At 57.6% G+C, this 22,709-nt stretch carries 23 protein-coding genes; 14 read left to right on the forward strand and 9 right to left on the reverse strand.

Translation table 11 applies throughout. The annotated features are described in order from the left end of the window. Positions 1-6: 6 nt before the first annotated feature. The 9 genes from hpaI (at position 7) to yjiA (ending at position 10,057) form a co-directional block, all read left to right on the forward strand. Complete coding sequence (gene hpaI / locus AC2FAP_RS14715; protein WP_032681713.1) at positions 7-804, forward strand: 4-hydroxy-2-oxoheptanedioate aldolase; 798 nt, start codon at positions 7-9, stop codon at positions 802-804. Positions 805-825: 21 nt separating this feature from the next. Further along, on the forward strand, positions 826-2,178 hold the full coding sequence (gene hpaX, locus AC2FAP_RS14720; protein WP_485452961.1) for a 4-hydroxyphenylacetate permease: 1,353 nt from the start codon (positions 826-828) through the stop codon (positions 2,176-2,178). 9 nt (positions 2,179-2,187) lie between these two features. Further along, entirely contained in the window at positions 2,188-3,099 is a 912-nt protein-coding gene (gene hpaA, locus AC2FAP_RS14725; RefSeq protein WP_032681716.1) for a 4-hydroxyphenylacetate catabolism regulatory protein HpaA, read from the forward strand. 164 nt (positions 3,100-3,263) lie between these two features. Further along, the gene (gene hpaB, locus AC2FAP_RS14730; protein ID WP_014168483.1) at positions 3,264-4,826 is read left to right on the forward strand and encodes a 4-hydroxyphenylacetate 3-monooxygenase, oxygenase component; all 1,563 of its coding nucleotides are present in this window, start codon (positions 3,264-3,266) and stop codon (positions 4,824-4,826) included. 17 nt (positions 4,827-4,843) lie between these two features. Further along, a complete protein-coding gene (locus tag AC2FAP_RS14735; protein WP_014168481.1) occupies positions 4,844-5,353 on the forward strand; it encodes a 4-hydroxyphenylacetate 3-monooxygenase reductase subunit in 510 nt (169 codons plus the stop codon). 178 nt (positions 5,354-5,531) lie between these two features. Further along, entirely contained in the window at positions 5,532-6,449 is a 918-nt protein-coding gene (locus AC2FAP_RS14740; RefSeq protein ID WP_063156969.1) for a helix-turn-helix transcriptional regulator, read from the forward strand. Positions 6,450-6,639: 190 nt separating this feature from the next. Further along, complete coding sequence (locus AC2FAP_RS14745; RefSeq protein ID WP_020885314.1) at positions 6,640-8,793, forward strand: carbon starvation CstA family protein; 2,154 nt, start codon at positions 6,640-6,642, stop codon at positions 8,791-8,793. 96 nt (positions 8,794-8,889) lie between these two features. Next, a complete protein-coding gene (locus tag AC2FAP_RS14750; protein WP_003856610.1) occupies positions 8,890-9,093 on the forward strand; it encodes a YbdD/YjiX family protein in 204 nt (67 codons plus the stop codon). A gap of 10 nt (positions 9,094-9,103) precedes the next feature. Beyond that, positions 9,104-10,057 (forward strand): GTPase, encoded by a 954-nt coding sequence (yjiA, locus tag AC2FAP_RS14755; RefSeq protein ID WP_020885316.1) that lies wholly within the window; start codon positions 9,104-9,106, stop codon positions 10,055-10,057. A 46-nt stretch (positions 10,058-10,103) separates the two neighbouring features. Here the strand turns inward: yjiA and AC2FAP_RS14760 are convergent, their stop codons facing one another. After that, complete coding sequence (locus AC2FAP_RS14760) at positions 10,104-11,462, reverse strand: esterase-like activity of phytase family protein (RefSeq protein WP_485452962.1); 1,359 nt, start codon at positions 11,460-11,462, stop codon at positions 10,104-10,106. Between the two features lie 412 nt (positions 11,463-11,874). On the opposite strand from AC2FAP_RS14760, the gene AC2FAP_RS14765 reads away from it, so the two are divergent. Next, positions 11,875-12,420 (forward strand): YfaZ family outer membrane protein, encoded by a 546-nt coding sequence (locus AC2FAP_RS14765; protein ID WP_485452963.1) that lies wholly within the window; start codon positions 11,875-11,877, stop codon positions 12,418-12,420. Continuing rightward, a complete protein-coding gene (locus tag AC2FAP_RS14770; RefSeq protein WP_485452964.1) occupies positions 12,420-12,740 on the forward strand; it encodes a hypothetical protein in 321 nt (106 codons plus the stop codon). The genes AC2FAP_RS14765 and AC2FAP_RS14770 overlap by 1 nt, the downstream gene beginning before the upstream one ends. 43 nt (positions 12,741-12,783) lie before the next feature. Here the strand turns inward: AC2FAP_RS14770 and AC2FAP_RS14775 are convergent, their stop codons facing one another. After that, complete coding sequence (locus AC2FAP_RS14775; protein WP_485452965.1) at positions 12,784-14,154, reverse strand: NAD-dependent succinate-semialdehyde dehydrogenase; 1,371 nt, start codon at positions 14,152-14,154, stop codon at positions 12,784-12,786. A 154-nt stretch (positions 14,155-14,308) separates the two neighbouring features. Here AC2FAP_RS14775 and AC2FAP_RS14780 point away from each other — a divergent pair, with 154 nt between their 5' ends. From AC2FAP_RS14780 to AC2FAP_RS14790, 3 genes are read left to right on the forward strand one after another with little or no spacing between them, the layout of a single operon-like run. Next, complete coding sequence (locus AC2FAP_RS14780; RefSeq protein ID WP_279260215.1) at positions 14,309-15,061, forward strand: AraC family transcriptional regulator; 753 nt, start codon at positions 14,309-14,311, stop codon at positions 15,059-15,061. A gap of 39 nt (positions 15,062-15,100) precedes the next feature. Beyond that, positions 15,101-15,754: a LysE family translocator gene (locus AC2FAP_RS14785; protein ID WP_020885321.1), complete on the forward strand. Its 654-nt coding sequence runs from the start codon at positions 15,101-15,103 to the stop codon at positions 15,752-15,754. A 3-nt stretch (positions 15,755-15,757) separates the two neighbouring features. Beyond that, positions 15,758-17,029, forward strand: a complete 1,272-nt coding sequence (locus AC2FAP_RS14790) for a DUF445 domain-containing protein (RefSeq protein WP_014168469.1) — start codon at positions 15,758-15,760, stop codon at positions 17,027-17,029. Here the strand turns inward: AC2FAP_RS14790 and AC2FAP_RS14795 are convergent. The 7 genes from AC2FAP_RS14795 to AC2FAP_RS14825 form a co-directional block, all read right to left on the reverse strand. Next, positions 17,026-18,102, reverse strand: coding sequence for a DUF2955 domain-containing protein (locus AC2FAP_RS14795; RefSeq protein ID WP_185791546.1), 1,077 nt, complete (start codon positions 18,100-18,102; stop codon positions 17,026-17,028). The genes AC2FAP_RS14790 and AC2FAP_RS14795 overlap by 4 nt on opposite strands. Further along, the gene (locus AC2FAP_RS14800) at positions 18,092-19,159 is read right to left on the reverse strand and encodes an HlyD family secretion protein (protein ID WP_086533213.1); all 1,068 of its coding nucleotides are present in this window, start codon (positions 19,157-19,159) and stop codon (positions 18,092-18,094) included. The genes AC2FAP_RS14795 and AC2FAP_RS14800 overlap by 11 nt, the downstream gene beginning before the upstream one ends. Further along, a complete protein-coding gene (locus tag AC2FAP_RS14805; protein WP_025205651.1) occupies positions 19,156-19,626 on the reverse strand; it encodes a MarR family winged helix-turn-helix transcriptional regulator in 471 nt (156 codons plus the stop codon). Before AC2FAP_RS14805 ends, AC2FAP_RS14800 begins: the two co-directional genes overlap by 4 nt. Before the next feature lie 136 nt (positions 19,627-19,762). Further along, positions 19,763-20,458, reverse strand: coding sequence for an ArsR/SmtB family transcription factor (locus AC2FAP_RS14810; protein WP_342864903.1), 696 nt, complete (start codon positions 20,456-20,458; stop codon positions 19,763-19,765). Continuing rightward, the gene (locus AC2FAP_RS14815) at positions 20,451-20,828 is read right to left on the reverse strand and encodes an amino acid-binding protein (protein WP_196356089.1); all 378 of its coding nucleotides are present in this window, start codon (positions 20,826-20,828) and stop codon (positions 20,451-20,453) included. The genes AC2FAP_RS14810 and AC2FAP_RS14815 overlap by 8 nt, the downstream gene beginning before the upstream one ends. After that, positions 20,821-21,144 carry an antibiotic biosynthesis monooxygenase family protein gene (locus AC2FAP_RS14820; RefSeq protein WP_025205658.1) on the reverse strand — a complete coding sequence of 108 codons (324 nt, stop codon included), beginning with the start codon at positions 21,142-21,144 and terminating at the stop codon, positions 20,821-20,823. The genes AC2FAP_RS14815 and AC2FAP_RS14820 overlap by 8 nt, the downstream gene beginning before the upstream one ends. A gap of 108 nt (positions 21,145-21,252) precedes the next feature. After that, complete coding sequence (locus AC2FAP_RS14825; protein ID WP_436368365.1) at positions 21,253-22,668, reverse strand: aldehyde dehydrogenase family protein; 1,416 nt, start codon at positions 22,666-22,668, stop codon at positions 21,253-21,255. Positions 22,669-22,709 lie beyond the last annotated feature (41 nt).

Here is a 22,709-nt window from a genome sequence, read left to right on the forward strand (position 1 = left end):
ACCACCATGGAAAACAGATTCAAAGCGGCGCTCAGCGCCGGAAAACCGCAAATCGGCCTGTGGCTGGGGCTGACCAGCAGTTACAGCGCCGAGCTGCTGGCCGGTGCGGGGTTCGACTGGCTGCTGATCGACGCAGAGCACGCGCCCAATAACGTGCAAACCGTCCTGACCCAGCTGCAGGCGATCGCACCTTACGCCAGCCAGCCGGTGGTACGCCCGTCGTGGAACGATCCGGTCCAGATCAAACAGCTGCTGGACGTCGGGGCGCAAACCCTGCTGGTGCCGATGGTACAAAACGCCGATGAAGCCCGGCTGGCGGTGCGCGCCACGCGTTATCCACCGGCGGGGATCCGCGGCGTGGGCAGCGCGCTGGCTCGCGCCTCGCGCTGGAACCGCACGCCTGATTACCTGCAGCGCGCTAACGATGCCATGTGCGTGCTGGTGCAGATTGAAACGCGCGAGGCGCTGAAAAATCTGCCGCACATCCTCGATGTGGAAGGCGTGGACGGGGTGTTTATTGGCCCGGCGGATCTGAGCGCCGACATGGGCTTTGCCGGAAATCCGCAGCACCCGGAAGTCCAGGCCGCCATCGAGAAGGCCATTGCGCAGATCCGTGCGGCAGGCAAAGCGCCCGGCATCCTGATGGCTAACGAGCCGCTGGCAAAACGCTACCTCGAGCTTGGCGCGCTGTTTGTCGCCGTCGGGGTCGACACCACCCTGCTTGCACGCAGCGCCGAGGCGCTGGCGGCACGTTTTATCGATATCCCGGTTACGTCAGTAAATAACAATAAATCCGTCTACTAAACGTACGATGTGGAGCGCAACATGACGACCTCTACCCTGCAAGCCCATGATAATAAAGCTGTAGAACACCGCGTTATTCAGAAGCTGTTTCGTCGTTTGATCGTGTTTCTCTTTATCCTGTTTGTCTTCTCGTTTCTTGACCGCATTAACATCGGCTTTGCCGGGCTGACGATGGGCAAAGATCTGGGCCTCACCTCGACCATGTTTGGCCTGGCCGCCACCCTGTTTTACGTCACCTACGTGATATGTGGGATCCCCAGCAACATCATGCTGGCGAAGGTCGGCGCCCGGCGCTGGATCGCCGGGATCATGGTGGTGTGGGGCATCGCCTCCACCTGCACCATGTTCGCCACCAGCCCGCACACGCTCTATGTGCTGCGCATGCTGGTGGGCATTGCCGAGGCCGGATTCCTGCCGGGGATCCTCGTCTATCTCACCTGGTGGTTCCCTGCCTACCACCGCGCCCGCGCCAACGCGTTGTTTATGATCGCCATGCCGGTGACCATGATGCTCGGCTCGATCCTCTCCGGTTATATTCTGGCCATGGACGGGCTGTGGAACCTGAAAGGCTGGCAGTGGCTGTTCCTGCTGGAGGGGCTACCGTCCGTGGTGCTCGGCGTAGTGACGTGGTTCTACCTGAACGACACGCCGGATCAGGCCAGCTGGCTGGATGACGACGAAAAGCAGGCGCTTAAAACAATGATCGCCCGCGAGCAGGTGTCGGCCATCGCCCGTCCCGTCACGCCGCGTTCGACGCTGCGCGAAGTGTTTACCCCGGCCGTGCTGCTCTATACCCTGGCCTATTTCTGCCTCACGAACACCCTGAGCGCGATTAATATCTGGACGCCGCAGATCCTGCAAAGCTTCAACACCGGCAGCAGCAACATTGTGATTGGCCTGCTGGCGGCGATCCCGCAGTTTTGCACCATTCTCGGGATGATCTGGTGGAGCCGCCGCTCCGACAGGCTGAAAGAGCGAAAAAAGCACACCATTCTGCCGTACCTCTTTGCGGCGGCAGGATGGTTACTGGCCTCGGCGACCCACCACAGCCTGATCCAGCTGCTTGGCATCATCATGGCCTCAACCGGATCGTTTACCGCCATGGCGATCTTCTGGACCACGCCGGATCGGGTTATTAGCCTGCAGTCGCGGGCGGTCGCACTGGCGGTGATCAATGCCATCGGTAACGTCGGATCCGCCGTCAGCCCGCTGTTGATCGGCATTCTGCGTGACAGCACCGGCAGCTTCAGCTCCGGGTTGTGGTTTGTTGCCGGCTTGCTGGTGGTCGGCGCGCTGGTGCTGACACGTATCCCGATGACGCAGCGGGAGAGCCTTGAGCACGAGCCAGGTATGGCGGCGCAGAAAATCCCGTAAGGAGCGGCTATGTGCCAGAACCCGATCGCGAATATCGACATCAGCAAAGAGTACGACGAAAGTCTGGGAACGGATGATGTTCACTATCAGTCGTTCGCCCGCATGGCGGCCTTTTTTGGCCGCGACATGCAGGCTCACCGTCACGACCAGTATTTTCAGATGCACTTTCTGGATACCGGACAGATCGAACTGCAGCTCGACGATCACCGCTACTCGGTGCAGGCTCCGCTGTTTGTGCTGACCCCCCCGTCGGTGCCGCACGCGTTTATTACCGAATCCGACAGCGACGGGCACGTTCTGACGGTGCGCGAGGATCTGATCTGGCCGCTGCTGGAAGTGCTCTACCCCGGCACGCGGGAAGCCTTTGGCCTGCCGGGGATCTGCCTCTCGCTGGCCGATAAGCCGGACGAACTGGCGGCACTGAAGCACTACTGGCCGCTGATTGCCCGGGAATCGACGGCGCAACTGCCCGGGCGCGAACACACGCTGGTTCTGTTAGCCCAGGCGGTGTTCACCCTGCTGCTGCGCAACGCGAAGCTCGACGATCACGCCGCCAGCGGCATGCGCGGCGAGCTGAAACTGTTCCAGCGCTTTACCCAGCTGATTGACGTCCATTTTCATGAGCACTGGACGGTACCGGAATATGCCAGCGAACTGCACCTGACCGAATCGCGTCTGACCGATATCTGCCGGCGCTTCGCCAACCGCCCGCCGAAGCGGCTGATTTTTGACCGTCAGCTGCGTGAAGCGAGGCGGATGCTGCTCTTCTCCGACAGCGCGGTCAGCGAAATCGCCTGGCAGCTGGGGTTTAAAGACCCGGCCTATTTTGCCCGGTTTTTTAATCGGTTAGTGGGGTGTTCGCCGAGCGCGTATCGGGCACAAAAAGTACCGGTGTCGTCTGTCACCCCACCCCAGCCCTGACCCTCCCCCGGGTTCAGGGTGAGGGAAATCACACTCTGCGATCATATGTGAAAAGTACCAGCCGTTGTCCCAATCGTCCCTTCACGTTCACCCCCGCTCAGGCTTCAATTAAACAACAAAAACAAAACATAAATTTAACATCACTATTCCGATACGAGGTCCCTATGAAGCCTGAAGATTTCCGCGCTGATGCCAAACGTCCGTTAACCGGTGAAGAGTATTTAAAAAGCCTGCAGGATGGCCGTGAGATTTATATCTACGGCGAGCGCGTCAAAGACGTGACCACTCATCCGGCGTTTCGCAATGCGGCAGCCTCCATCGCGCAGATGTACGATGCGCTGCACAAGCCTGACATGCAGGACACGCTGTGCTGGGGCACCGATACCGGCAGCGGCGGCTACACCCATAAGTTTTTCCGCGTGGCGAAAAGCGCCGACGACCTGCGTCAGCAGCGTGACGCCATCGCCGAGTGGTCGCGCCTGAGCTACGGCTGGATGGGCCGCACCCCGGACTACAAGGCGGCGTTTGGCTGCGCGCTCGGTGCCAATCCGGCGTTCTACGGCCAGTTCGAACAGAACGCCCGTAACTGGTACACCCGTATTCAGGAAACCGGGCTTTACTTCAACCACGCCATCGTTAATCCCCCCATCGACCGTCACAAACCGGCGGACGAAGTAAAAGACGTCTACATCAAGCTGGAAAAAGAGACCGACGCCGGGATCATCGTTAGCGGCGCAAAAGTGGTGGCAACCAACTCGGCGCTGACTCACTACAACATGATCGGTTTTGGCTCCGCGCAGGTGATGGGCGAAAACCCGGACTTCGCGCTGATGTTCGTTGCGCCAATGGACGCCGAAGGCGTGAAGCTGATCTCTCGCGCCTCTTACGAAATGGTGGCAGGTGCGACCGGCTCTCCATACGACTACCCGCTCTCCAGCCGTTTCGACGAAAACGACGCGATCCTGGTGATGGATCATGTGTTGATCCCCTGGGAAAACGTGCTGATCTACCGCGATTTCGATCGCTGCCGTCGCTGGACCATGGAAGGCGGTTTTGCCCGCATGTACCCGCTGCAGGCCTGCGTACGTCTGGCGGTGAAGCTCGATTTCATTACCGCGCTGCTGAAGAAATCGCTGGAGTGTACCGGCACCCTGGAGTTCCGCGGCGTGCAGGCGGATCTCGGGGAAGTGGTGGCCTGGCGCAACATGTTCTGGGCGCTGAGCGACTCCATGTGTTCTGAAGCCACACCGTGGGTGAATGGTGCGTACCTGCCGGATCACGCGGCGCTGCAGACCTACCGCGTCATGGCCCCGATGGCCTATGCGAAGATCAAGAACATCATCGAGCGTAACGTCACCAGCGGCCTGATCTATCTGCCGTCCAGCGCACGAGACCTGAACAATCCGCAGATCGACCAGTATCTGGCGAAATACGTGCGCGGCTCCAACGGCATGGATCACGTGGAACGCATTAAGATTTTGAAACTGATGTGGGATGCCATCGGCAGCGAGTTTGGTGGTCGTCACGAGCTGTATGAGATCAACTATTCCGGCAGCCAGGACGAAATCCGTCTGCAGTGTCTGCGTCAGGCACAGAGTTCTGGCAACATGGACAAAATGATGGCAATGGTCGACCGCTGCATGTCCGAGTACGACCAGCATGGCTGGACGGTGCCGCACCTGCACAATAATTCCGATATCAACATGCTGGATAAGCTGCTGAAATAACGCAGCGGGAGGTTTCAATGCATACAGAACAACGCCTGCGTTTTCGCGATGCGATGGCCAGCCTGTCGGCGGCGGTTAACGTTGTCACCACCGAGGGCGATGCAGGACGCTGCGGTATCACCGCCACCGCCGTCTGTTCAGTCACGGACACCCCGCCATCGCTGATGGTCTGCATCAATGCCAACAGCGCCATGAACCCGGTTTTCCAGGGTAACGGTAAGCTGTGCGTCAACGTGCTGAACCATGAGCAGGAGATCATGGCCCGCCACTTCGCCGGGATGACCGGCATGGCAATGGACGATCGCTTTGCCCTCTCCTGCTGGCAGAAAGGTCCGCAGGGGCAACCGGTGCTGAAGGGCGCGCTGGCAAGCCTTGAAGGCGAGATTAGCCAGGTGCAAACCATCGGCACCCATCTGGTTTATCTCGTTGAAATTAAAAATATCATTCTGAGCGAAGCGGGACACGGCCTGATCTATTTTAAACGCCGTTTCCACCCCGTCATGATGGAGACTGAAGCCGCAGTATGACCCCCTCCTGCGCTGGCCGTTTCCCGGCCAGCGCCAATTTCCACAAAAATTCCTAAGGTTTCCGCTTAATCACGCCGTTATATAGCCATAAGAGAAATTTTCTGTGTCTGAATACTGACAATACATGTCAGTGCTACCCGCATCATTCAGCGCATACCCTAATATACAGGAAGACCTTATGGCTAAATCGACGCGGAGCCGCTCGGCTGAACGTCTGGTCGATATTCTGGTTGAGTTACATTTAAATGGTGTGGTAAACCGCAGTGCGCTCATGGAAAAATTTAAAATTACCGAGCGCACTGTCTACCGGGATTTAAATGCGCTTTCACCTATTGTGGAACATACCGGTAACGGACTGTATCGTCTGATCCACTCCGCACAATCTCCCGGTGGACAAGGATTACATCACACGATTGCTAACTTCCTGAATGCCGATAGCTTTTTCCCGGAAAGAAATACGGAATTCTGGCAGAAACTTGAAACACGCGTTGACGAAAATCATATTCTTATTCTTGGCAACGACGCAGAGCACACGGTAGAACGTGATATTCGTCGCTATTTATCGAAAATCGAGAAATCGATTAAGAATCGTAATGTATGCCAGATCGTTTATAAGGGTAAAACCCGCCTGATTAATCCCTATAAACTCATTAACAATAAAAATATATGGTATTTACAAGCCACCGAGAATAGCCGGCTAAAATCCTTCTCGTTGAGTCAGATTAGCTGGTTTGATATTCAACAAAAAACCTTCACGCCGGAAGAAAATGCGCTCGGGCTGCTGGAAAAAAGCCTTGATCCGTGGGTGTCGGAAGACACTTTCGAAGTGAAAATATTCATTAAAGATACTATTTCACATTACTTTATGCGCCGCGACCTGCTGCCGGAACAAGAGCTTGTCGGTGAGCAGCACAACGGCGTCACGCTGCGCTGTCAGGCGGCACACGAGAACCAGATCCTGCCGCTGCTGTTCTACTGGCTGCCGAACATTCAAATCCTGGAGCCCAACTGGCTAAAAGAGAAGCTGCTTAAAACGCTGGAAAATTATCTGGCGGTAGAGCGCACAGCAGATAACCACGTGATCTCAATCACATAATTTCTCCCGGCGGCGGCGAGACGGAACCACTCGCCGCCCTCTTTGACCGCTCACCTGGCCCTTTCAACCGCTCATTCATTTACCTGTCTTTACACGCGCGTGGTTCTGGCACGATCGCTCCAGCATTAATCAATATCTCCTCATAACGAACCCTGACCCTTTTTCATTACATAAAAAACCAGGTCTTACTATGGATACGAAAAAACTACTGAAGCACGTGCCCTGGGCGTTACTCGGGATCCTCGGCGCTTTTTGTCTGGCGGTTGTCGCACTACGCCGGGGCGAACACGTAAGCGCCCTGTGGATCGTCGTTGCGTCTGTCTCCGTCTATCTTGTTGCTTATCGCTACTACAGCTTATACATCGCGCAGAAGGTCATGAAACTCGACCCGACGCGTGCCACTCCGGCGGTCATTAATAATGACGGCCTCAACTACGTGCCCACCAACCGCTACGTGTTGTTTGGTCACCACTTTGCCGCTATCGCCGGTGCGGGTCCGCTGGTCGGCCCGGTTCTGGCCGCGCAGATGGGCTACCTGCCTGGCACCCTGTGGCTGCTCGCGGGCGTAGTGCTGGCCGGGGCGGTGCAGGACTTTATGGTGCTGTTTATCTCTTCTCGCCGTAACGGCGCCTCTCTGGGTGAGATGGTGAAAGAGGAGATGGGCCGCGTGCCGGGGACCATCGCACTGTTCGGCTGCTTCCTGATTATGATCATCATCCTCGCGGTGCTGGCGTTAATCGTGGTGAAAGCGCTGGCCGAAAGTCCGTGGGGGGTCTTCACCGTCTGCTCTACCGTGCCGATTGCGCTGTTCATGGGTATCTACATGCGCTTTATCCGCCCGGGTCGCGTGGGTGAAGTGTCGGTGATTGGTATTGTGCTGCTGGTTGCATCCATCTACTTCGGTGGCGTGATTGCGCACGACCCGTACTGGGGCCCGGCGCTGACCTTCAAGGACACCACCATCACCTTCGCGTTGATTGGGTATGCGTTTGTCTCCGCTCTGCTGCCGGTCTGGCTGATCCTGGCACCGCGTGACTACCTGGCGACCTTCCTGAAAATCGGCGTTATCGTTGGTCTGGCGATCGGCATCCTGGTGATTAACCCGGATCTGAAAATGCCGGCAGTGACCCAGTACATCGACGGTACCGGTCCTCTGTGGAAAGGTGCGCTGTTCCCGTTCCTGTTTATCACCATCGCCTGCGGTGCGGTCTCTGGCTTCCACGCCCTGATTGCTTCCGGTACCACACCGAAGCTGCTGGCTAACGAAAAAGACGCGCGTCTGATTGGCTACGGCGCAATGCTGATGGAGTCTTTCGTGGCGATCATGGCGCTGGTTGCCGCGTCCATCATCGAACCGGGTCTCTACTTCGCGATGAACACCCCTCCGGCAGGCCTGGGCATTACCATGCCAAACCTGCATGAGATGGGCGGTGATAACGCGGCGCTGATCATGGCGCAGCTGAAAGATGCGAGCGCACATGCTGCCGCAACCGTCAGCTCCTGGGGCTTCGTGATTTCGCCTGAGCAGATCATGCAGACTGCGAAAGACATTGGCGAACCGTCAGTCCTGAACCGCGCCGGTGGCGCACCGACGCTGGCAGTGGGTATCGCACACGTGTTCCACAAAGTGCTGCCGTGGGCGGACATGGGCTTCTGGTACCACTTCGGTATTCTCTTTGAAGCGCTGTTCATCCTCACCGCGCTGGACGCCGGTACCCGTGCGGGACGCTTTATGCTGCAGGACCTGCTGGGTAACTTCGTGCCGTTCCTGAAGAAAACCGACTCTCTGGTGGCGGGTATTCTGGGAACCGCGGGCTGCGTGGGTCTGTGGGGTTACCTGCTGTATCAGGGCGTTGTCGACCCGCTGGGCGGCGTGAAGAGCCTGTGGCCGCTGTTCGGTATCTCTAACCAGATGCTGGCCGCTGTCGCCCTGGTTCTTGGCACCGTTGTACTGGTGAAGATGAAACGCACCAAATACATCTGGGTCACCGTGATCCCTGCGCTGTGGCTGCTGCTCTGCACCACCTGGGCGCTTGGTCTGAAACTGTTCAGCGCCAATCCGCAGCTGGAAGGCTTCTTCTTCATGGCTAACCAGTACAAAGAGAAAATTGCCGCAGGCGGCGCGGACCTCACTGCCCAGCAGATTGCCAACATGAACCATATCGTGGTGAACAACTACACCAACGCAGGTCTGAGCATTCTGTTCCTGGTGGTGGTGTACAGCATCATCTTCTACGGCATTAAAACCTGGCTGAACGTGCGTAACGCCGAGGGTCGTACGGATAAAGAAACCCCGTATGTCCCGGTACCGGAAGGCGGCGTGAAGACCTCTTCACACCACTAATCCGCCCTCGCATCCCTCTCCCTGCGGGAGAGGGTTAGGGTGAAGGGAAACTACGCCCGGCAGCCCCTGCCGGGCTTTTTCTATCTGGAAGGCATAATGTTTGGTAACTTAGGCGAAGCGAAAAAATACCTCGGTCAGGCGGCGAAAATGCTGATTGGCATTCCGGACTATGACAACTACGTTGAGCATATGAAGACCAACCATCCGGATAAACCGTACATGACCTATACCGAATTCTTCCGCGAGCGTCAGGAAGCGCGCTACGGCGGGAGTGGAGAAGGCGGCGTACGCTGCTGCTAAAGGAGAGACCATGACCCCGATTGCCGTCACCCTGCTGACCGGTTTCCTTGGCGCCGGTAAAACCACCCTGCTGCGCCACATTCTGAACGCGCAGCACGGCTTCAAAATCGCCGTGATCGAAAACGAATTCGGCGAAGTCTCGGTCGACGATCAGCTGATTGGCGATCGCGCCACGCAGATCAAAACCCTGACTAACGGCTGCATCTGCTGCACCCGCTCGAATGAATTAGAAGACGCCCTGCTGGATCTGCTCGACAGCCGCGATCGCGGTGAAATCGATTTTGACCGCCTGGTGATTGAATGCACCGGTATGGCCGACCCCGGCCCGATTATTCAGACCTTTTTCGCCCATGAGATCCTCTGCCAGCGCTACCTGCTGGACGGCGTCATTGCGCTGGTCGACGCGGTTCATGCCGACGAACAGATGAACCAGTTCACCCTCGCCCAGTCGCAGGTGGGCTACGCCGATCGCATCCTGCTGACCAAAACCGACGTGGCGGGCGACAGCGAAAAACTGCGCGAGCGCCTGACGCGTATCAACTCGCGGGCGCCGATTTACATCGCGACGCATGGTGATATCGACCTCTCGCAGCTGTTCAACACCAACGGCTTTATGCTGGAAGAGCATGTCACCTCAACGCCGCGCTTCCACTTTATGGCAGATAAGCAAAACGACGTCTCGTCGATTGTGGTCGAGCTGGATTACCCGGTGGATATCAGCGATGTCTCCCGCGTCATGGAAAACCTGTTGCTCTCTTTTGCCGACAGGCTGTTGCGCTACAAAGGGATGCTGTGGATTGATGGCGAACCGAACCGCCTGCTGTTCCAGGGCGTACAGCGGCTGTACAGCGCGGACTGGGACAGACCGTGGGGAGATGAAACGCCGCGAAGCGTCATGGTGTTTATTGGGCTACAGCTGCCGGAAGACGAGATCCGGACAGCGTTTGCAGCACTGCGCAAATAACCGTACGAACGCAGCCCTCTCCGCAGTTGAGGAGAGGGCTGTGAGATTATTTCAGCGCGTCGGGCAGCGTCACAATCCACAGTTCGCTTTCTGACGCCGGCTTCGCCAGCGGCTTCACGGCGAGGGTGGTCGCAACCGGTTTATCATCAATCGTGAGCGCACCTTGCGAATTCACCCGATAATCCTTGAGCTTCTTGCCCTCGACCGGATTTTCCATCGCCACCTTCACGCCAAAGTCGTTATCGTTCGCGACCGCCAGCGTGTTGTTGTCAATCAGCGCTAGCCCTTCGGCCTTTTCCTGCTGCCAGCCAAGCGCGCGCAAATCCACGACCTGGGTTTTAGCCGCCAGCGTAATGCCGCGCTGGGCCAGCGTCTTCTCGTCATCAAACTCCGGGTATTCGCCCGGCTTATCGAAGCGTGTCAGATCGCTCGCCTTGCTGAGGTCCACCTTGTAGATGAGGTTGCGCATGCCATCGTTTTTATCGCTGCCCTGCTCAATCAGCAGCAGGTGCTGGTTATCAAGCGCCACAATATCGCCAATTTTGGCGTCACTGTTTTTGCTGTAGGCCGCGCTGTCGATGGGATAACCGTACATCGCGGTTTTCCCGGTCGCCGGGTCGAAGCTCACCAGGCGGGTAAACAGCGCCTGTTTTTTGCTTTTGCCGTCGATATCCAGCGTGCTTTGCACCGCGGCAATGATACGCCCGTCCGGCATACGGGTCAGTCCTTCAAAGCCCCGGTTTGGTTGACGCCATTTAATAATATTCGGCAAGCCGCCCGCGATGGATTTCTCGCCTTCCGCCGCCTGCGGACCGTGAATCGCCAGGATCTTGCCTTTGCTGTCGACGTTAATCAGGAACGGACCGTACTCGTCGCACAGCCAGTAACCGCCTTTACCGTCCGGCGTGATACCTTCCGTATCCAGCCCGCGATTGTCGCCCTTCAGCACCTTTAACGTGTCACTGAACGCCACTTCATTGGTCGAGCCAATCACGCCGCTTTGCAGCGGCAGACCGTTGATCTCGCCTTTATCGTCATGCAGAGGGCGCGCATCGACGGCCTCCGCTTTGCCATTTTGTACGCGAATCGTCATCAGCAGCGGAGCGAAATCGGGCGTGACAAAGATTTTGGCTTCGTCTTTCCCCACTTTCGGCGAATCCGCATTCGGACCGCGATCGGTCACGGTCGCAAACGTCAGGGTATCGCCCTGTTTACCGATAAACAGCAGGCCAGAGCCAATCCCGACCGGGAGTCCCTTCGGGAACGCACCGGCAAACGCGCCGCTGTAGCTCACGCGCGTGCCTTCGGGGAAGCTGACAACATAGTGTTCGGCCGTGGGCTGCGCCGCCAGGCCAGAGAAAGAGAGCGCACAACCGATAAGCACAGGAATAATTTTTCTTTTCATATTGTTAGTATCCAGAAAGTGAAGCCAACAACGTAAAGAACAAACGTGTCAGGAAAATGACACCGCAGAGATACGCGGGCAGGCAATTGCAGGCGCATGAACCGCCAGAAATGTAAAACTAAACCACAAAGTGTAAAATTTGAAATGTTTCTGGAAATTATTAGAAAGCCAATTAATTCATGTCAAACGGTTATCCTCTGTCTCGTTCAGTGTCTATTTAGTCAAAAAACTAAACCTGTCCTAAACGTCCAGGTAATACATATTGACCCGGCGATAACTAAACATGGAAGCAACATTCCAAAAGCCAGTCATTAACAAAAACAGCATAAAAACACGACCTTAATCACATTTGCAGTCATAAACATCGCTTGTTAAGGTGGCCTCAGATGAAATTAATGACGAGGCATAAAACATGAAAAAACTGAATGTTCTTCTTCTTTCTGCTCTGACCGTCCTGTCGGGTTCTGCACTGGCTATGGGCGGCACGATTGAGCAAGGTAAAAACTTTACTAACCTTAATCTGGAAATGGGTAAATCCTCATCCGGCGTGTACCTTGAAAGCAACTGGCTCAAAAACACTGACGACGGCACGCAAACAGGTGGCGTTGGCGCCGGTTACAACCTGGAAGTGGGCCCGGTGATGCTGAATGCCGGTGCCAAAGCAATCTACCTTGGCCCGAAAAAAGGCGATAACGGCGTGGCATTCCCCATCGGTGGCGGTATTAACGTTGCGCTGACGGACAGCATCCACGTGTTTGGCGAAGGGTATGCCGCACCAGAAGGTCTGAACAACAGCGTGAAAAACTACGTGGAAGCCAACGGCGGTGTGAGCTGGACGCCAGTCACGCCTGTGACGCTGAAAGTGGGTTATCGTCACGTAAGCGTTGACGGCAAAGACGGTCGTCCTGGCCACACGCTGATCGACGGCGCATATGTAGGCGGTGGAGTCACCTTCTGATGAAACACCGCATTACCGCGCTTTGCGTTCTGAGCATCACGCTTCTGCTCACCGGTTGCGTCCAGTATAAATGGGTGAAACCGGGAGTCAGTGACGCTGAGATGAATAAAAGGCTCACGGAATGCGAAGCACAGGCCCTGATTGCTCTGCCCCCGGACAATGTTGTGACCGGTTCGAGCTCGGAAAAAATGGACAAATCGAAAAAGAAAAAGGATATTTCCACGAGCTACACGGTTGAAGACGCGAATGAATATCGCCGGGATACCTTAGTCGACAGCTGCATGTTCAAAAGCGGCTGGGACAAGATTGAAGTGCAATAACCCAAAAAAAACCTGCCGGATGGCAGGTTTTTTATTCGCGGAGTTACTTACGCACCACCACCAGCTTCTGGTTCACAAACTCTTTGATCCCCAGGTCCGACAGTTCGCGTCCGTAACCGGATCGCTTCACGCCGCCAAACGGCAGCTCTGGCGCGGTATCGGTGAGCCAGTTGATATACACCATGCCGGTCTCAATACGCGACGCCATTTTCTTCGCCCGCTCGATATCCTTGCTGAACACGGCGCCGCCCAGACCATAGTGGGAATCGTTCGCCAGTGCGACCGCTTCGTCATCATTTTTCACCACATAGATCTGCGCCACCGGGCCGAAGAACTCCTCGAAGTAGGCCGGGTTGTCGCGCGAGATATGCGTCAGGATCGTCGGCTCAAAGAAGCACCCGTCACGCTGCACCGGTTTGCCACCGTAATGCAGCGTCGCGCCGTTTTTCACCGCCTCGTTGACCTGTCTGGTCAACGTGTCCAGCGCATCCTGAGAGGACAGCGGCCCCAGGGTGGTGCTCTCGTCCAGCGGATCGCCAATCTTCACCTGCTTAAACGCCTCGGTGAATTTCGCGAGGAAGGCATCCGCAATCTTCTCATGCAGGATGAAACGCTTCGCCGCCGTACAGACCTGGCCGGCGTTATTGAATCGGGCATTCACGCCCGTCTTCACGGCCTTCTCCAGATCGGCATCATCCAGCACCACAAAGACGTCGTTACCGCCCAGCTCCAGGGTCGATTTTTTGATGTGCTTCGCCGCCTGCGCCGCGACCACGCTGCCCGCTTTTTCGGAACCGGTCAGCGCGGCACCCTGTACACGATCGTCGGCGATGATGTTCGCCACCTGATCCGACGAAATAAACAGGTTGGTCCACGCCCCTTCCGGTGCACCGGCCTCACGCACCAGATGTGCAAACGTCTCTGCACAGTGCGGCACGATGCTGGCGTGTTTGGCGATCACCGGGTTACCGGCCGCCAGGTTCGGGGCGAGGACACGCATCAGCTGGTAATAAGGGAAGTTCCACGGCTCAACGGCCATCAGCACGCCAATAGGGTGGTGCTCGACCCACGCTTCCCCGAGTTCGGAGTCGTACTTCACCGGGGCGAGGAACCGTTGGGCATTATCCGCGTAGTAGCGGGCGATTTGCGCGCACAGTTTCACTTCACCGCGGCTCTGCTCAATGAGCTTACCCATCTCCTTGCTGGCAATTTTGGCCAGATCCTCCGTACGTTCGTCGATGAGGTCCGCAAGTTTACGCAGTACCGGCAGGCGCTGGTTAATGTCGCCTTTTGCCCAGTCCGAATGGTAAAGCGCATCGGCCGCCTTCAGCGCCGCTTCAACATCCGCGTCGGTATGGGAGGGATATTCTTTGATGAGCTGGTTTGTGGCAGGATTTACTGTCTGGTAAGCCATGTCGAATCTCCTTGTTTTACCGCTTAGGGTATTAAGGGTAGACAATATGACTGGCGATGGACGTAAAGTTGGGTATATCCGGAAGGTTCTTAGCGTGGTACTGCAACATGTCGCGCGGGCATGGTATAAAAAACGTTCCTGACAGGAGTCCCCCATGACCGAGACCCGACACATCCGCCAGACCTTTCATCGCGCCTGCGGCCACGAGCTGCGCAGCACGTGGCAGAGCACCCAGGCGTATAAACGTCATTGTCATCCACAGCTCTCCATTGGCGCAATCATGGAAGGCCAGACGTGCTGCACAGTCCATGACAGGGAGTATATCCTGACCCCTGGCGACATCATCGTCATCCCGGCGCATGCTCCCCACAGCTGCAACCCGGTGGCAGGGCAGCCACGCAGCTACCATATGCTGTATATCGACACTGACCTTTCGCTGGCACTGCAGGTCATTCGCGACCAAGCGCTGTTTAATCATTATCTTGACGTGGTTGAGAACATGACCGCGGCCTCCCTGAACGCACTGCTTTGCGCCCTTCCCCCCTCTACAGGCCGTACAGATAAGCCCCATTCATTGAGTCAGCAGGTGCAAGAGGCGTTTTTGTCGAACCTCACCGCTCCGCCTTCCCTTGACGACCTTGCCCGGCGATTTTCACTGCGCAAAGAGACGTTAATCCGCACCTTTAAACAGGACACAGGCCTGACGCCAGGACGCTTTCTTAGCATCTCTCGCGTGGAATACGCCAAAGCGCGACTGCGTGCGGGAGATGGTCTCGCCGATGTCGGTTACCAGAGCGGGTTTGCCGACCAGAGCCATTTCCATAAAACCTTCGTCAGCTACACGGCCGCCACGCCTCGCCAGTACGCGACGGGCCGATCAATATCAGACAATAATCAGGATACGTAACGCCGTAAGGTGATCTCCGTTTTTGCTCTGGAGGTCACGATGGAACTGTTCTTCCCTTCCGCTTTTCTCGCCCTGGCGCTGGCGCATTTTGTAGCCCTGTTAAGCCCCGGTCCGGATTTCTTTTTGCTGGTCGGTTACGCCGCGCGTTACCGGCTGCGCGGCAGTGCCGGGTTGTGCCTCGGTATCGCCGCGGGTAACGCGCTCTATATTGTGCTGGTGATTATCGGCTGGAGTGCCCTGCGCACGTTTTCGTGGCTGTTCACCCTTATCGAATTATCCGGCGCGCTCTACCTGCTCTGGATTGGATCGCGGCTGGCGCGCAGCCGCCCGCAGACGCTTGCGCTCAATGAGACTCATCAGCGGTGCCCCTCATTGCGTAAGCAAATCCTGCTGGGGCTTGGTTCGGCACTGTTAAACCCGAAGAATGCGCTTTTTTATCTGGCGCTCATGACGGCGCTGTTAGGGCCGGATGTCACGCTGCTTCAGCAGTCAACCTGCGGTGTCTGGATGGTAATGGTGGTGCTGGTCTGGGATTTAGCGCTGGTGTCGCTGATGGGCTTGCCCGTGGTTCAGCGGACGCTCAGCCGTTCACTCTGGCTGATTGAGCGAACCGCTGGCGTGGTGCTGATGGCGTTTGGTGGGTGGGTCGTGTGGCGTTTTTTGCATTTTCTTCCCGCCTCCCTCTATTCTTAAGCCATGGAAAAAATAGCTGAACTTAAACGCGCCAAGCTGCTGGCGCTGTCGCTGCTGCTGATTGCCGCCGCGGCGTTTATCACCACCCTGTTCCTGCCGCAAACCTTCTGGGTGCGCGGCGTAAAGGCCATTGCCGAGGCGGCGATGGTCGGCGCACTGGCGGACTGGTTTGCCGTCGTCGCGCTGTTTCGCCGGGTGCCCATTCCGTTTATCTCACGCCATACGGCGATCATTCCGCGCAACAAAGACCGCATTGGCGACAATCTGGGTCAGTTCGTGCAGGAAAAGTTTCTCGATACCCAGTCGCTGGTGGCATTGATCCGCCGCTATGAACCGGCACAGATGATTGGCACCTGGTTCAGCCAGCCCGACAACGCCCGGCGCGTCGGGCTGCATCTGATTCAGGTAATGAGCGGTTTTCTTGAACTGACCGACGACGGACGCATTCAGCGGCTGCTCAAACGGGCGGTGCACAAGGCCATCGACAAGGTCGACTTCACCGAAACCAGCGCGGTGATGCTGGAGAGCATGACCCGGAACAATCGCCATCAGGTGCTGCTGGACGCCATCATCAACCGCCTGATCGCGCTTATCCAGCGTGACAGCACGCGGGACTTTATCGCCGACCAGATTGTGCACTGGCTGAAGACCGAGCATCCACGCAAGGCCATGGTACTGCCTACCGAGTGGCTCGGCGATCAGAGTGCGGAGATGGTGTCGAATGCGGTGAATACGCTGCTGGATGATATCAGCCACGACCGCACGCACCAGATCCGCCAGGCGTTTGACCGCGCCACGCTGAAGTTTATCGACAACCTGAAAAACGATCCGGAAATGGCCGCCAAAGCCGATAACATCAAGCACTACCTGAAGAACGACGAGGCGTTTAACCGTTATCTGGGCGAGATGTGGGCCGACCTGCGTCAGTGGCTGAAAGCGGATATGCAAAGCGAGGACTCGCGCGTCAGGCAGCGCATCGCCAACGCCGGACTGTGGTTTGGTGAAACGCTGTCGAACGATGCCAGCCTGCAGGCATCGCTGAACGAGCATCTGGAGCAGGCGGCGCACCGCGTAGCGCCGGATTTTGCCGCGTTCCTCACGCGGCATATCAGCGACACGGTCAAGAGCTGGGATGCCAAAGATATGTCGCGCCAGATTGAGCTTAACATCGGCAAAGACCTGCAGTTCATCCGTGTGAACGGCACGCTGGTGGGCGGGACGATTGGCCTGATCCTGTTTTTACTCTCGCAATTGCCTGCCGTGCTCGCGCATTAATTCGCCTCAGGCGGCGCGATCACATAGCGCGTAGGGGCAAAGCGATTGAGGATCAAATGCACCAGGAAGACCATTGTCAGGGTCGCCACCAGCGCAAAGGTCACCGAGGATATGCGATAGAGATCGCTGAACACCAGGTCGCTGTCCGGGTGCATGTTCTGCCCGAACATAATGCCGATGGTTGTGATGCTGGAAAACCCGACCCCGGCGCCGACCTTCTCCATCACGTGCAGCCGCGCGCCAAATGCCAGCCCAAGGCCGATAAGCGGCATCATCAGCAGCATATGGCTGCTGTGATCGTAAAGGATAAGCTGGACGACCAGAATGTAGAGGCAGCCCAGCACCACGCCGACCACGCGCCAGAGGGAACTCATCACCGCGCCGCGATAGTGCATGGGAAACAGAATCAATACCCCGGCCATCAGCGCGGAAAGTGAGTCGCTCAGGTCGCTTATCTGGAAGATGACGAAAATCAGGGTGGCAACGGTCCCGGAAAGCAGCGACTCGTGGCGCACACGGGCGTCATCTTTTTCAATCAGCGGCGGCGGCTTGCGCGGCTCCACGTCCGGCAGCAGGTAATTCATCAGCGCGCTCAGGCACACCGCCATAACGCTCGCTTCGATATTGGAAAACAGCAGCGTATGCCAGTCGGTGGTGGGATAGCTCATAAAGTTGAGCATCACGCTCTGGCAGACCACGCCCATCGAACCAAACAGAAACAGCGGTCCCTTACTCATAAAGCGAAAACGCATGACGTACAGGGCGAACACGACTAACGTCATGATCACCGGCCATTGCGACAGATAGCCGATGATAATGACCATTTCAACGCAGTTAAGCGAGGCGCTAAAGATAAATTGCTTCGCCACGTGGCGGTTAAAGACCGGTACCAGCGACAGCAGCATGATGGGGTAGACCACGAAAAACACGCCGTAGTGAGTGTTGTAAAAACTCGAAATGCTCAGCGCAATCATGCCGGCAAAGACGATGCGCAGGGTCTGGCGAAAGTCGTTTGCCGTATAGACGATGTTGCCGTGCGGGGTAAACACCCGCGCCAGAGTGTTAATAGACATAGTGCAGCAGGCTCACCAGGTGGATCTGCATCCCGGAGAAGAAGCGCGCAAACGGCCCTTCGCTGTTATAGAGCTGCACGGTGGCACGCGCACCGGTCGGAAGTTGCTTCGGCAGCGCCTCGTCCAGCGCCACGTGGATTCGCATACGCTGGGCATCACGAACCCACCGGTTGGAGGTTTCTGGCTCGGACAGCTCGCCGTTCACCGCCTCCTGTCCGGCAAGGATCCCCGCATCGCTGCTGGTCACATGCGCACGGAAGACGTGTCCCGGGAAGGCGTCAAACACCACGGCGGCATCGGTTCCCTGATGGGTATGGCGCAGGCTCTTCTCGCGGAAGTCGGCCACGATATCGGCCTGATTATTCACCAGCGCCAGCGCGGCCGAGCCGGAGGAGGCGTAATAGCCGGGGCTGAGCTGCAGGTTACTGACCGTGCCGTCCGCCTGGGCGTAAACCTTCGTCCAGCCAAGATTCAGTTCCGCTTCATCCAGCGCGTTGCGGTATTTCTGCAGGGTGACGTTGCGGTGTTCTTCCCGCTCACCGCGCTGAATGCGCAGGTTACGGATGTTCGCCTGCAGCGAACTGACGGACTGCTCGCTGCTCTGCCAGGTGGTCCGGACTTTATCCAGATCCGCCTGCGACACGTTCTGCAGCGTGCTGAGTTTCTGATAACGATCGTAGGTCACCTTGTCGTTACGCGCGGTCAGCACGGCGGTTTTCAGGCTGGCCTGTGCGGCCGCGATCTGCGCATCCAGCTGTTCGTTAGAAAGACGCGCTTGCTCCAGCGCGATTTGCGCTGCTTCCACTTTATTGCGAAACGGCGTGTCATCCAGCTCAAACAGCAGGTCGCCTCGCTTCACCTGGCTGTTGTTGTGTACATGGACAGCCGCCACGTAACCGGAGACGCGCGGAGAAACCGGTGTCACCACGCGCATGACGGTGGAGTCCGGCGTCAGCGGGATCCAGATGTCCGCGACGACAAAGTAGACAAACATCAGCAGGAAAGAGGCAATACTTACCCTTACCCAGCGGGCAAACTTTTGTTCAGGAGTCATTATTTTTCGGTCTTGTTATCTTCTTCGCGGATTTTCCGCAAATTGCAGGCGATTTGATTCAATGTGGCGCTGAAAATATCGAGATGCTCCGGCGCGATGTTTTGCGATACGCGCGCCTGAAATGTCTCGATCACCCGGGAGAGCGTCCTGAGTACGGCGTTCCCCTCCGGCGTCAGCGTGAGTAGCCGGATACGCTTGTCATAAGGCGATACGGTGCGTAACAGGTAACCCTGTTTTTCCAGCTGTGTCAGCGTGCGCATCAGCGGCGGCAGTTCAATACCCTGCACCTCCGCCAGTTCACTCACCGAGACGTTATCCCCAAGCTGTTGAAGCTGCATCATCACCGTCCAGCTCGACTGGGTTAACCCGGTCTCGAGAATGGCGTCGTCAATCACGGCGCGCCACTGACGCACGATCATGGCCATCCGCATCCCCATCGGTCTGCGGCTAAACAGTTCTTCTTCACGCATGGGATATCCTCTCGTAACACGCGGTCAAGATAATAGTTACCAGGATAAGTATCAAGAAACGAGAGACAAAAGAGCAGGAATTGCGAAAGACGAATGCCCTCTCCCGGTGGGGAAAGGGCATCAGACCGCCGAGAATTTAGCGGCTAAAACGTTTTTTAATCGCAACGTTTCCCGACGCGGTGACCACCACGTCCCGATATCCCGCCACCCGCTGGATCCAGCCGTTGCTGTCCAGGTACGCGAGGAGCGCCGCGCCCGCCTCGCCCCCAAGATGAAACCGCCGCTCGCTCCAGTCAAGACAGGCACAGCAGGCCTTACGGCGCGGATTGGTGCTTAATGAAATACCGAGCGTCAGGAACTGTTCGCGTCCATACACGGTCAGGGCTGACCCGTCCGTCTCCAGCCAGCCCTGCGCCTGCATAAAATCATAGATTTGAACGGCCACCGTCCCTGCCAGATGGTCGTAACAGGTGCGGGCTTCACGCAGGGCTTTCGGGGCGGAGGTTTCCGGCGGGGTGATGCGGCTCCACGACAGCCCCATCATCTGCTCGACCAGTTCCGCCACGTCGTGTCCTGCCAGGCGGTAATAGCGATGCCGCCCCTGTGACAGACAGGTAATCAGCTTTCCGTCCAGCAGACGGGTCAGGTGCCCGCTGGCGGTGGAGGGGGCGACATCCGCCGCCGCGCTCAGCTCGGTGGCGGTCCATGCCCTGCCATCCATCAGCGCACAGAGCATTTTCACACGCGACGGATCCGCCATGGCGGCGGCCACTGCCGCCATGGCCTGCTCCAGCAGCGCGCTGTTGTCAGGGGGTAAACGGGTCTTAAGCATTGACTGCCCATGGTCTGGTGATCTCTGCCGCCAGCTTATCATTATCCGTCAGCAGAATGAGGTGATTCGCATGGTCACTGTACTGGGTCAGTACAGACACACCGTGAGCCGCTAACGCCGCGGCAATCTCGCCCAGCTCACCGGGACGCGCCTGCTGCAGTTTTCTGATCAGCGGTTTACGGACTGACCGGACGTTAAACCCGCCCTCAAGCAGCACGCGACGGGCTTTTTCGCCCTCTTCCACCAGGAAATGGGCCTCGGTACCAAACACGCCGCCGCCCTCCAGCCCCACACCATTACACCCCAGCAGCTGGCCAAATCGCGCCAGTTCCCCTGGCGTAGCGTCGAAAATCACATGAACGTCATACATCCGCATGCCCTCCGGTTTCTGAGGCGTATTCCCGCACCACCTGCGCCACCCGAATGCGGTAGTAGGTAAAGATGGCCTCCCGCCCCTCCCTCTGCGCCGCCTGATGAAAGACGTTCTGCTTCCAGCGGCGGACCGCGTCTTCATCCCGCCACCAGGAGAGGGAGAGAATTTTGCCGTCGGTGGTCAGGCTCTGAAAACGCTCGATATCAATAAACCCGTCGATATCCGCCAGCAGGGGCTTGAGTTCGGCGGCGAGCTGCAGGTAACGCGCCTGGTGGGCAGGCGCGGCCTGGGCTTCAAAAAGGACTGCAATCATGGTTGTCTCTCCGTTGTGAGGGTGCGAAGAGCATGCAGGAAAGAAAATGCGGATGCTTCGGTGAAGGGCGAAGTATTGTCGCCCGCTTCCCGGGAGGGCGACAAACGGTTATCCCAGAATCGACTTCGGCTCCATAAACGCGCGGATCCCCCACTCGCCCATCTCACGCCCCACGCCGGAGTGCCTGAACCCGCCAAACGGCGCTTTAGGCTCATGGGCCAGCGTGTTCACCAGCACGCGGCCCGCGACAATCTGCTGCGCCACGCGACGCGCACGTTCGACACCCCTGCCCAGCACCATCGCACTCAGGCCATACTCGGTGTCGTTGGCAATGGCGACGGCTTCGGCCTCGTCCTGATAAGCGATCACACACAGTACCGGGCCGAAGATCTCTTCCCGGGCAATCGCCATCTGATTTGTGACGTCAGTAAACAGCGTCGGGCGCACAAACCAGCCGTCCTGCGTGCCTTCCGGACGCCCTTCGCCCCCCACCAGCAGGTTTGCCCCCTCATCGAGACCTTTACGGATATAGCCCTGCACCCGCAGCCACTGTTTTTCGCTGACCATCGGGCCAATTTCTGTCGTGTTATCGCGCGGATCGCCGGATTTCACGGCCGCGACGGCCTGCGCCAGCGCAGTTTCGATTTCCGCCTTACGCGACTGCGGTACCAGAATGCGCGTTCCGGCCACGCACGCCTGCCCGCTGTTCATAAACCCGGCCTGCACCACCAGCGGGATAGCCTGCGCCAAATCGACATCATCAAGCAGGATCGTCGGCGATTTACCGCCTAACTCCAGCGTCACTCGCTTAACACTCTGCGCCGCGTTGCGCAGTATCGCTTTGCCGGTAACGGTCGAACCGGTAAACGAAATTTTCGCCACGTCCGGATGGCGGCTGAGGGTCTCACCGACCGTATCGCCCCGTCCGGTGACAATGTTAAACACGCCCGGCGGTAACCCGGCATCGCGCAGCGCCTCGGTGACAATGCGGGTTTGCAGCGCGCTCATCTCGCTCGGTTTAATCACCGCCGTGCAGCCCGCCGCGAGCGCAGCCGCCAGTTTGCCGCAGATAAACCCCGCGTCGCTGTTCCACGGGGTAATAAGCCCGGCGACACCAAGCGGCGTCATCTGCACCGTTGCCGCCCCCGCCGTGGTCACAAACTCAAAGGCTTCCAGCGCCTCGATGGCCTGGGCAATGACATCTGCCGGGTAGCGGGCCATCCACGCCGAGCGCGAGGCTGGCGCGCCGTACTCTTCAATCACCGCGTCCAGCAGCGCGTCATGACGGGCGGCAACGGCGGCATGCATGCGTTTCAGCGCGGCAATGCGTTCCTGTCGGGGGGTTTGCGACCATGCCGGAAATGCCGCTTTCGCGGCCGCGATGGCATGCTCAGCGTCTACCTCATCGGCCAGGCGAACCTGGCCAATCACCCGCGCCGTCGCCGGATTGTATAAATCAAAACGTTCGGTGCCGTGCGGGGTAACAAATTCGCCGTTGATAAAGATCTGTTCGATGTTGTGCATATAAACCTCCTCAGGCTGTATGGACACAGTCTGGCACGGCT

It is taken from the genome of Enterobacter cloacae complex sp. 394I7, from assembly GCF_057320345.1.

Coding starts and splice junctions, on each gene's coding strand:
- AC2FAP_RS14780 (WP_279260215.1), top strand. CDS start 14,309: ATGACCGAGACCCGACACATCCGCCAGACCTTTCATCGCGCCTGCGGC.
- hpaX (WP_485452961.1), top strand. CDS start 826: ATGACGACCTCTACCCTGCAAGCCCATGATAATAAAGCTGTAGAACAC.
- AC2FAP_RS14820 (WP_025205658.1), bottom strand. CDS start 21,144: ATGATTGCAGTCCTTTTTGAAGCCCAGGCCGCGCCTGCCCACCAGGCG.
- AC2FAP_RS14815 (WP_196356089.1), bottom strand. CDS start 20,828: ATGTATGACGTTCATGTGATTTTCGACGCTACGCCAGGGGAACTGGCG.
- hpaI (WP_032681713.1), top strand. CDS start 7: ATGGAAAACAGATTCAAAGCGGCGCTCAGCGCCGGAAAACCGCAAATC.
- AC2FAP_RS14775 (WP_485452965.1), bottom strand. CDS start 14,154: ATGGCTTACCAGACAGTAAATCCTGCCACAAACCAGCTCATCAAAGAA.
- hpaA (WP_032681716.1), top strand. CDS start 2,188: ATGTGCCAGAACCCGATCGCGAATATCGACATCAGCAAAGAGTACGAC.
- AC2FAP_RS14825 (WP_436368365.1), bottom strand. CDS start 22,668: ATGCACAACATCGAACAGATCTTTATCAACGGCGAATTTGTTACCCCG.
- AC2FAP_RS14740 (WP_063156969.1), top strand. CDS start 5,532: ATGGCTAAATCGACGCGGAGCCGCTCGGCTGAACGTCTGGTCGATATT.
- AC2FAP_RS14785 (WP_020885321.1), top strand. CDS start 15,101: ATGGAACTGTTCTTCCCTTCCGCTTTTCTCGCCCTGGCGCTGGCGCAT.
- AC2FAP_RS14790 (WP_014168469.1), top strand. CDS start 15,758: ATGGAAAAAATAGCTGAACTTAAACGCGCCAAGCTGCTGGCGCTGTCG.
- AC2FAP_RS14805 (WP_025205651.1), bottom strand. CDS start 19,626: ATGCGTGAAGAAGAACTGTTTAGCCGCAGACCGATGGGGATGCGGATG.
- AC2FAP_RS14795 (WP_185791546.1), bottom strand. CDS start 18,102: ATGTCTATTAACACTCTGGCGCGGGTGTTTACCCCGCACGGCAACATC.
- AC2FAP_RS14750 (WP_003856610.1), top strand. CDS start 8,890: ATGTTTGGTAACTTAGGCGAAGCGAAAAAATACCTCGGTCAGGCGGCG.
- AC2FAP_RS14765 (WP_485452963.1), top strand. CDS start 11,875: ATGAAAAAACTGAATGTTCTTCTTCTTTCTGCTCTGACCGTCCTGTCG.
- hpaB (WP_014168483.1), top strand. CDS start 3,264: ATGAAGCCTGAAGATTTCCGCGCTGATGCCAAACGTCCGTTAACCGGT.
- AC2FAP_RS14810 (WP_342864903.1), bottom strand. CDS start 20,458: ATGCTTAAGACCCGTTTACCCCCTGACAACAGCGCGCTGCTGGAGCAG.
- AC2FAP_RS14760 (WP_485452962.1), bottom strand. CDS start 11,462: ATGAAAAGAAAAATTATTCCTGTGCTTATCGGTTGTGCGCTCTCTTTC.
- yjiA (WP_020885316.1), top strand. CDS start 9,104: ATGACCCCGATTGCCGTCACCCTGCTGACCGGTTTCCTTGGCGCCGGT.
- AC2FAP_RS14745 (WP_020885314.1), top strand. CDS start 6,640: ATGGATACGAAAAAACTACTGAAGCACGTGCCCTGGGCGTTACTCGGG.
- AC2FAP_RS14770 (WP_485452964.1), top strand. CDS start 12,420: ATGAAACACCGCATTACCGCGCTTTGCGTTCTGAGCATCACGCTTCTG.
- AC2FAP_RS14735 (WP_014168481.1), top strand. CDS start 4,844: ATGCATACAGAACAACGCCTGCGTTTTCGCGATGCGATGGCCAGCCTG.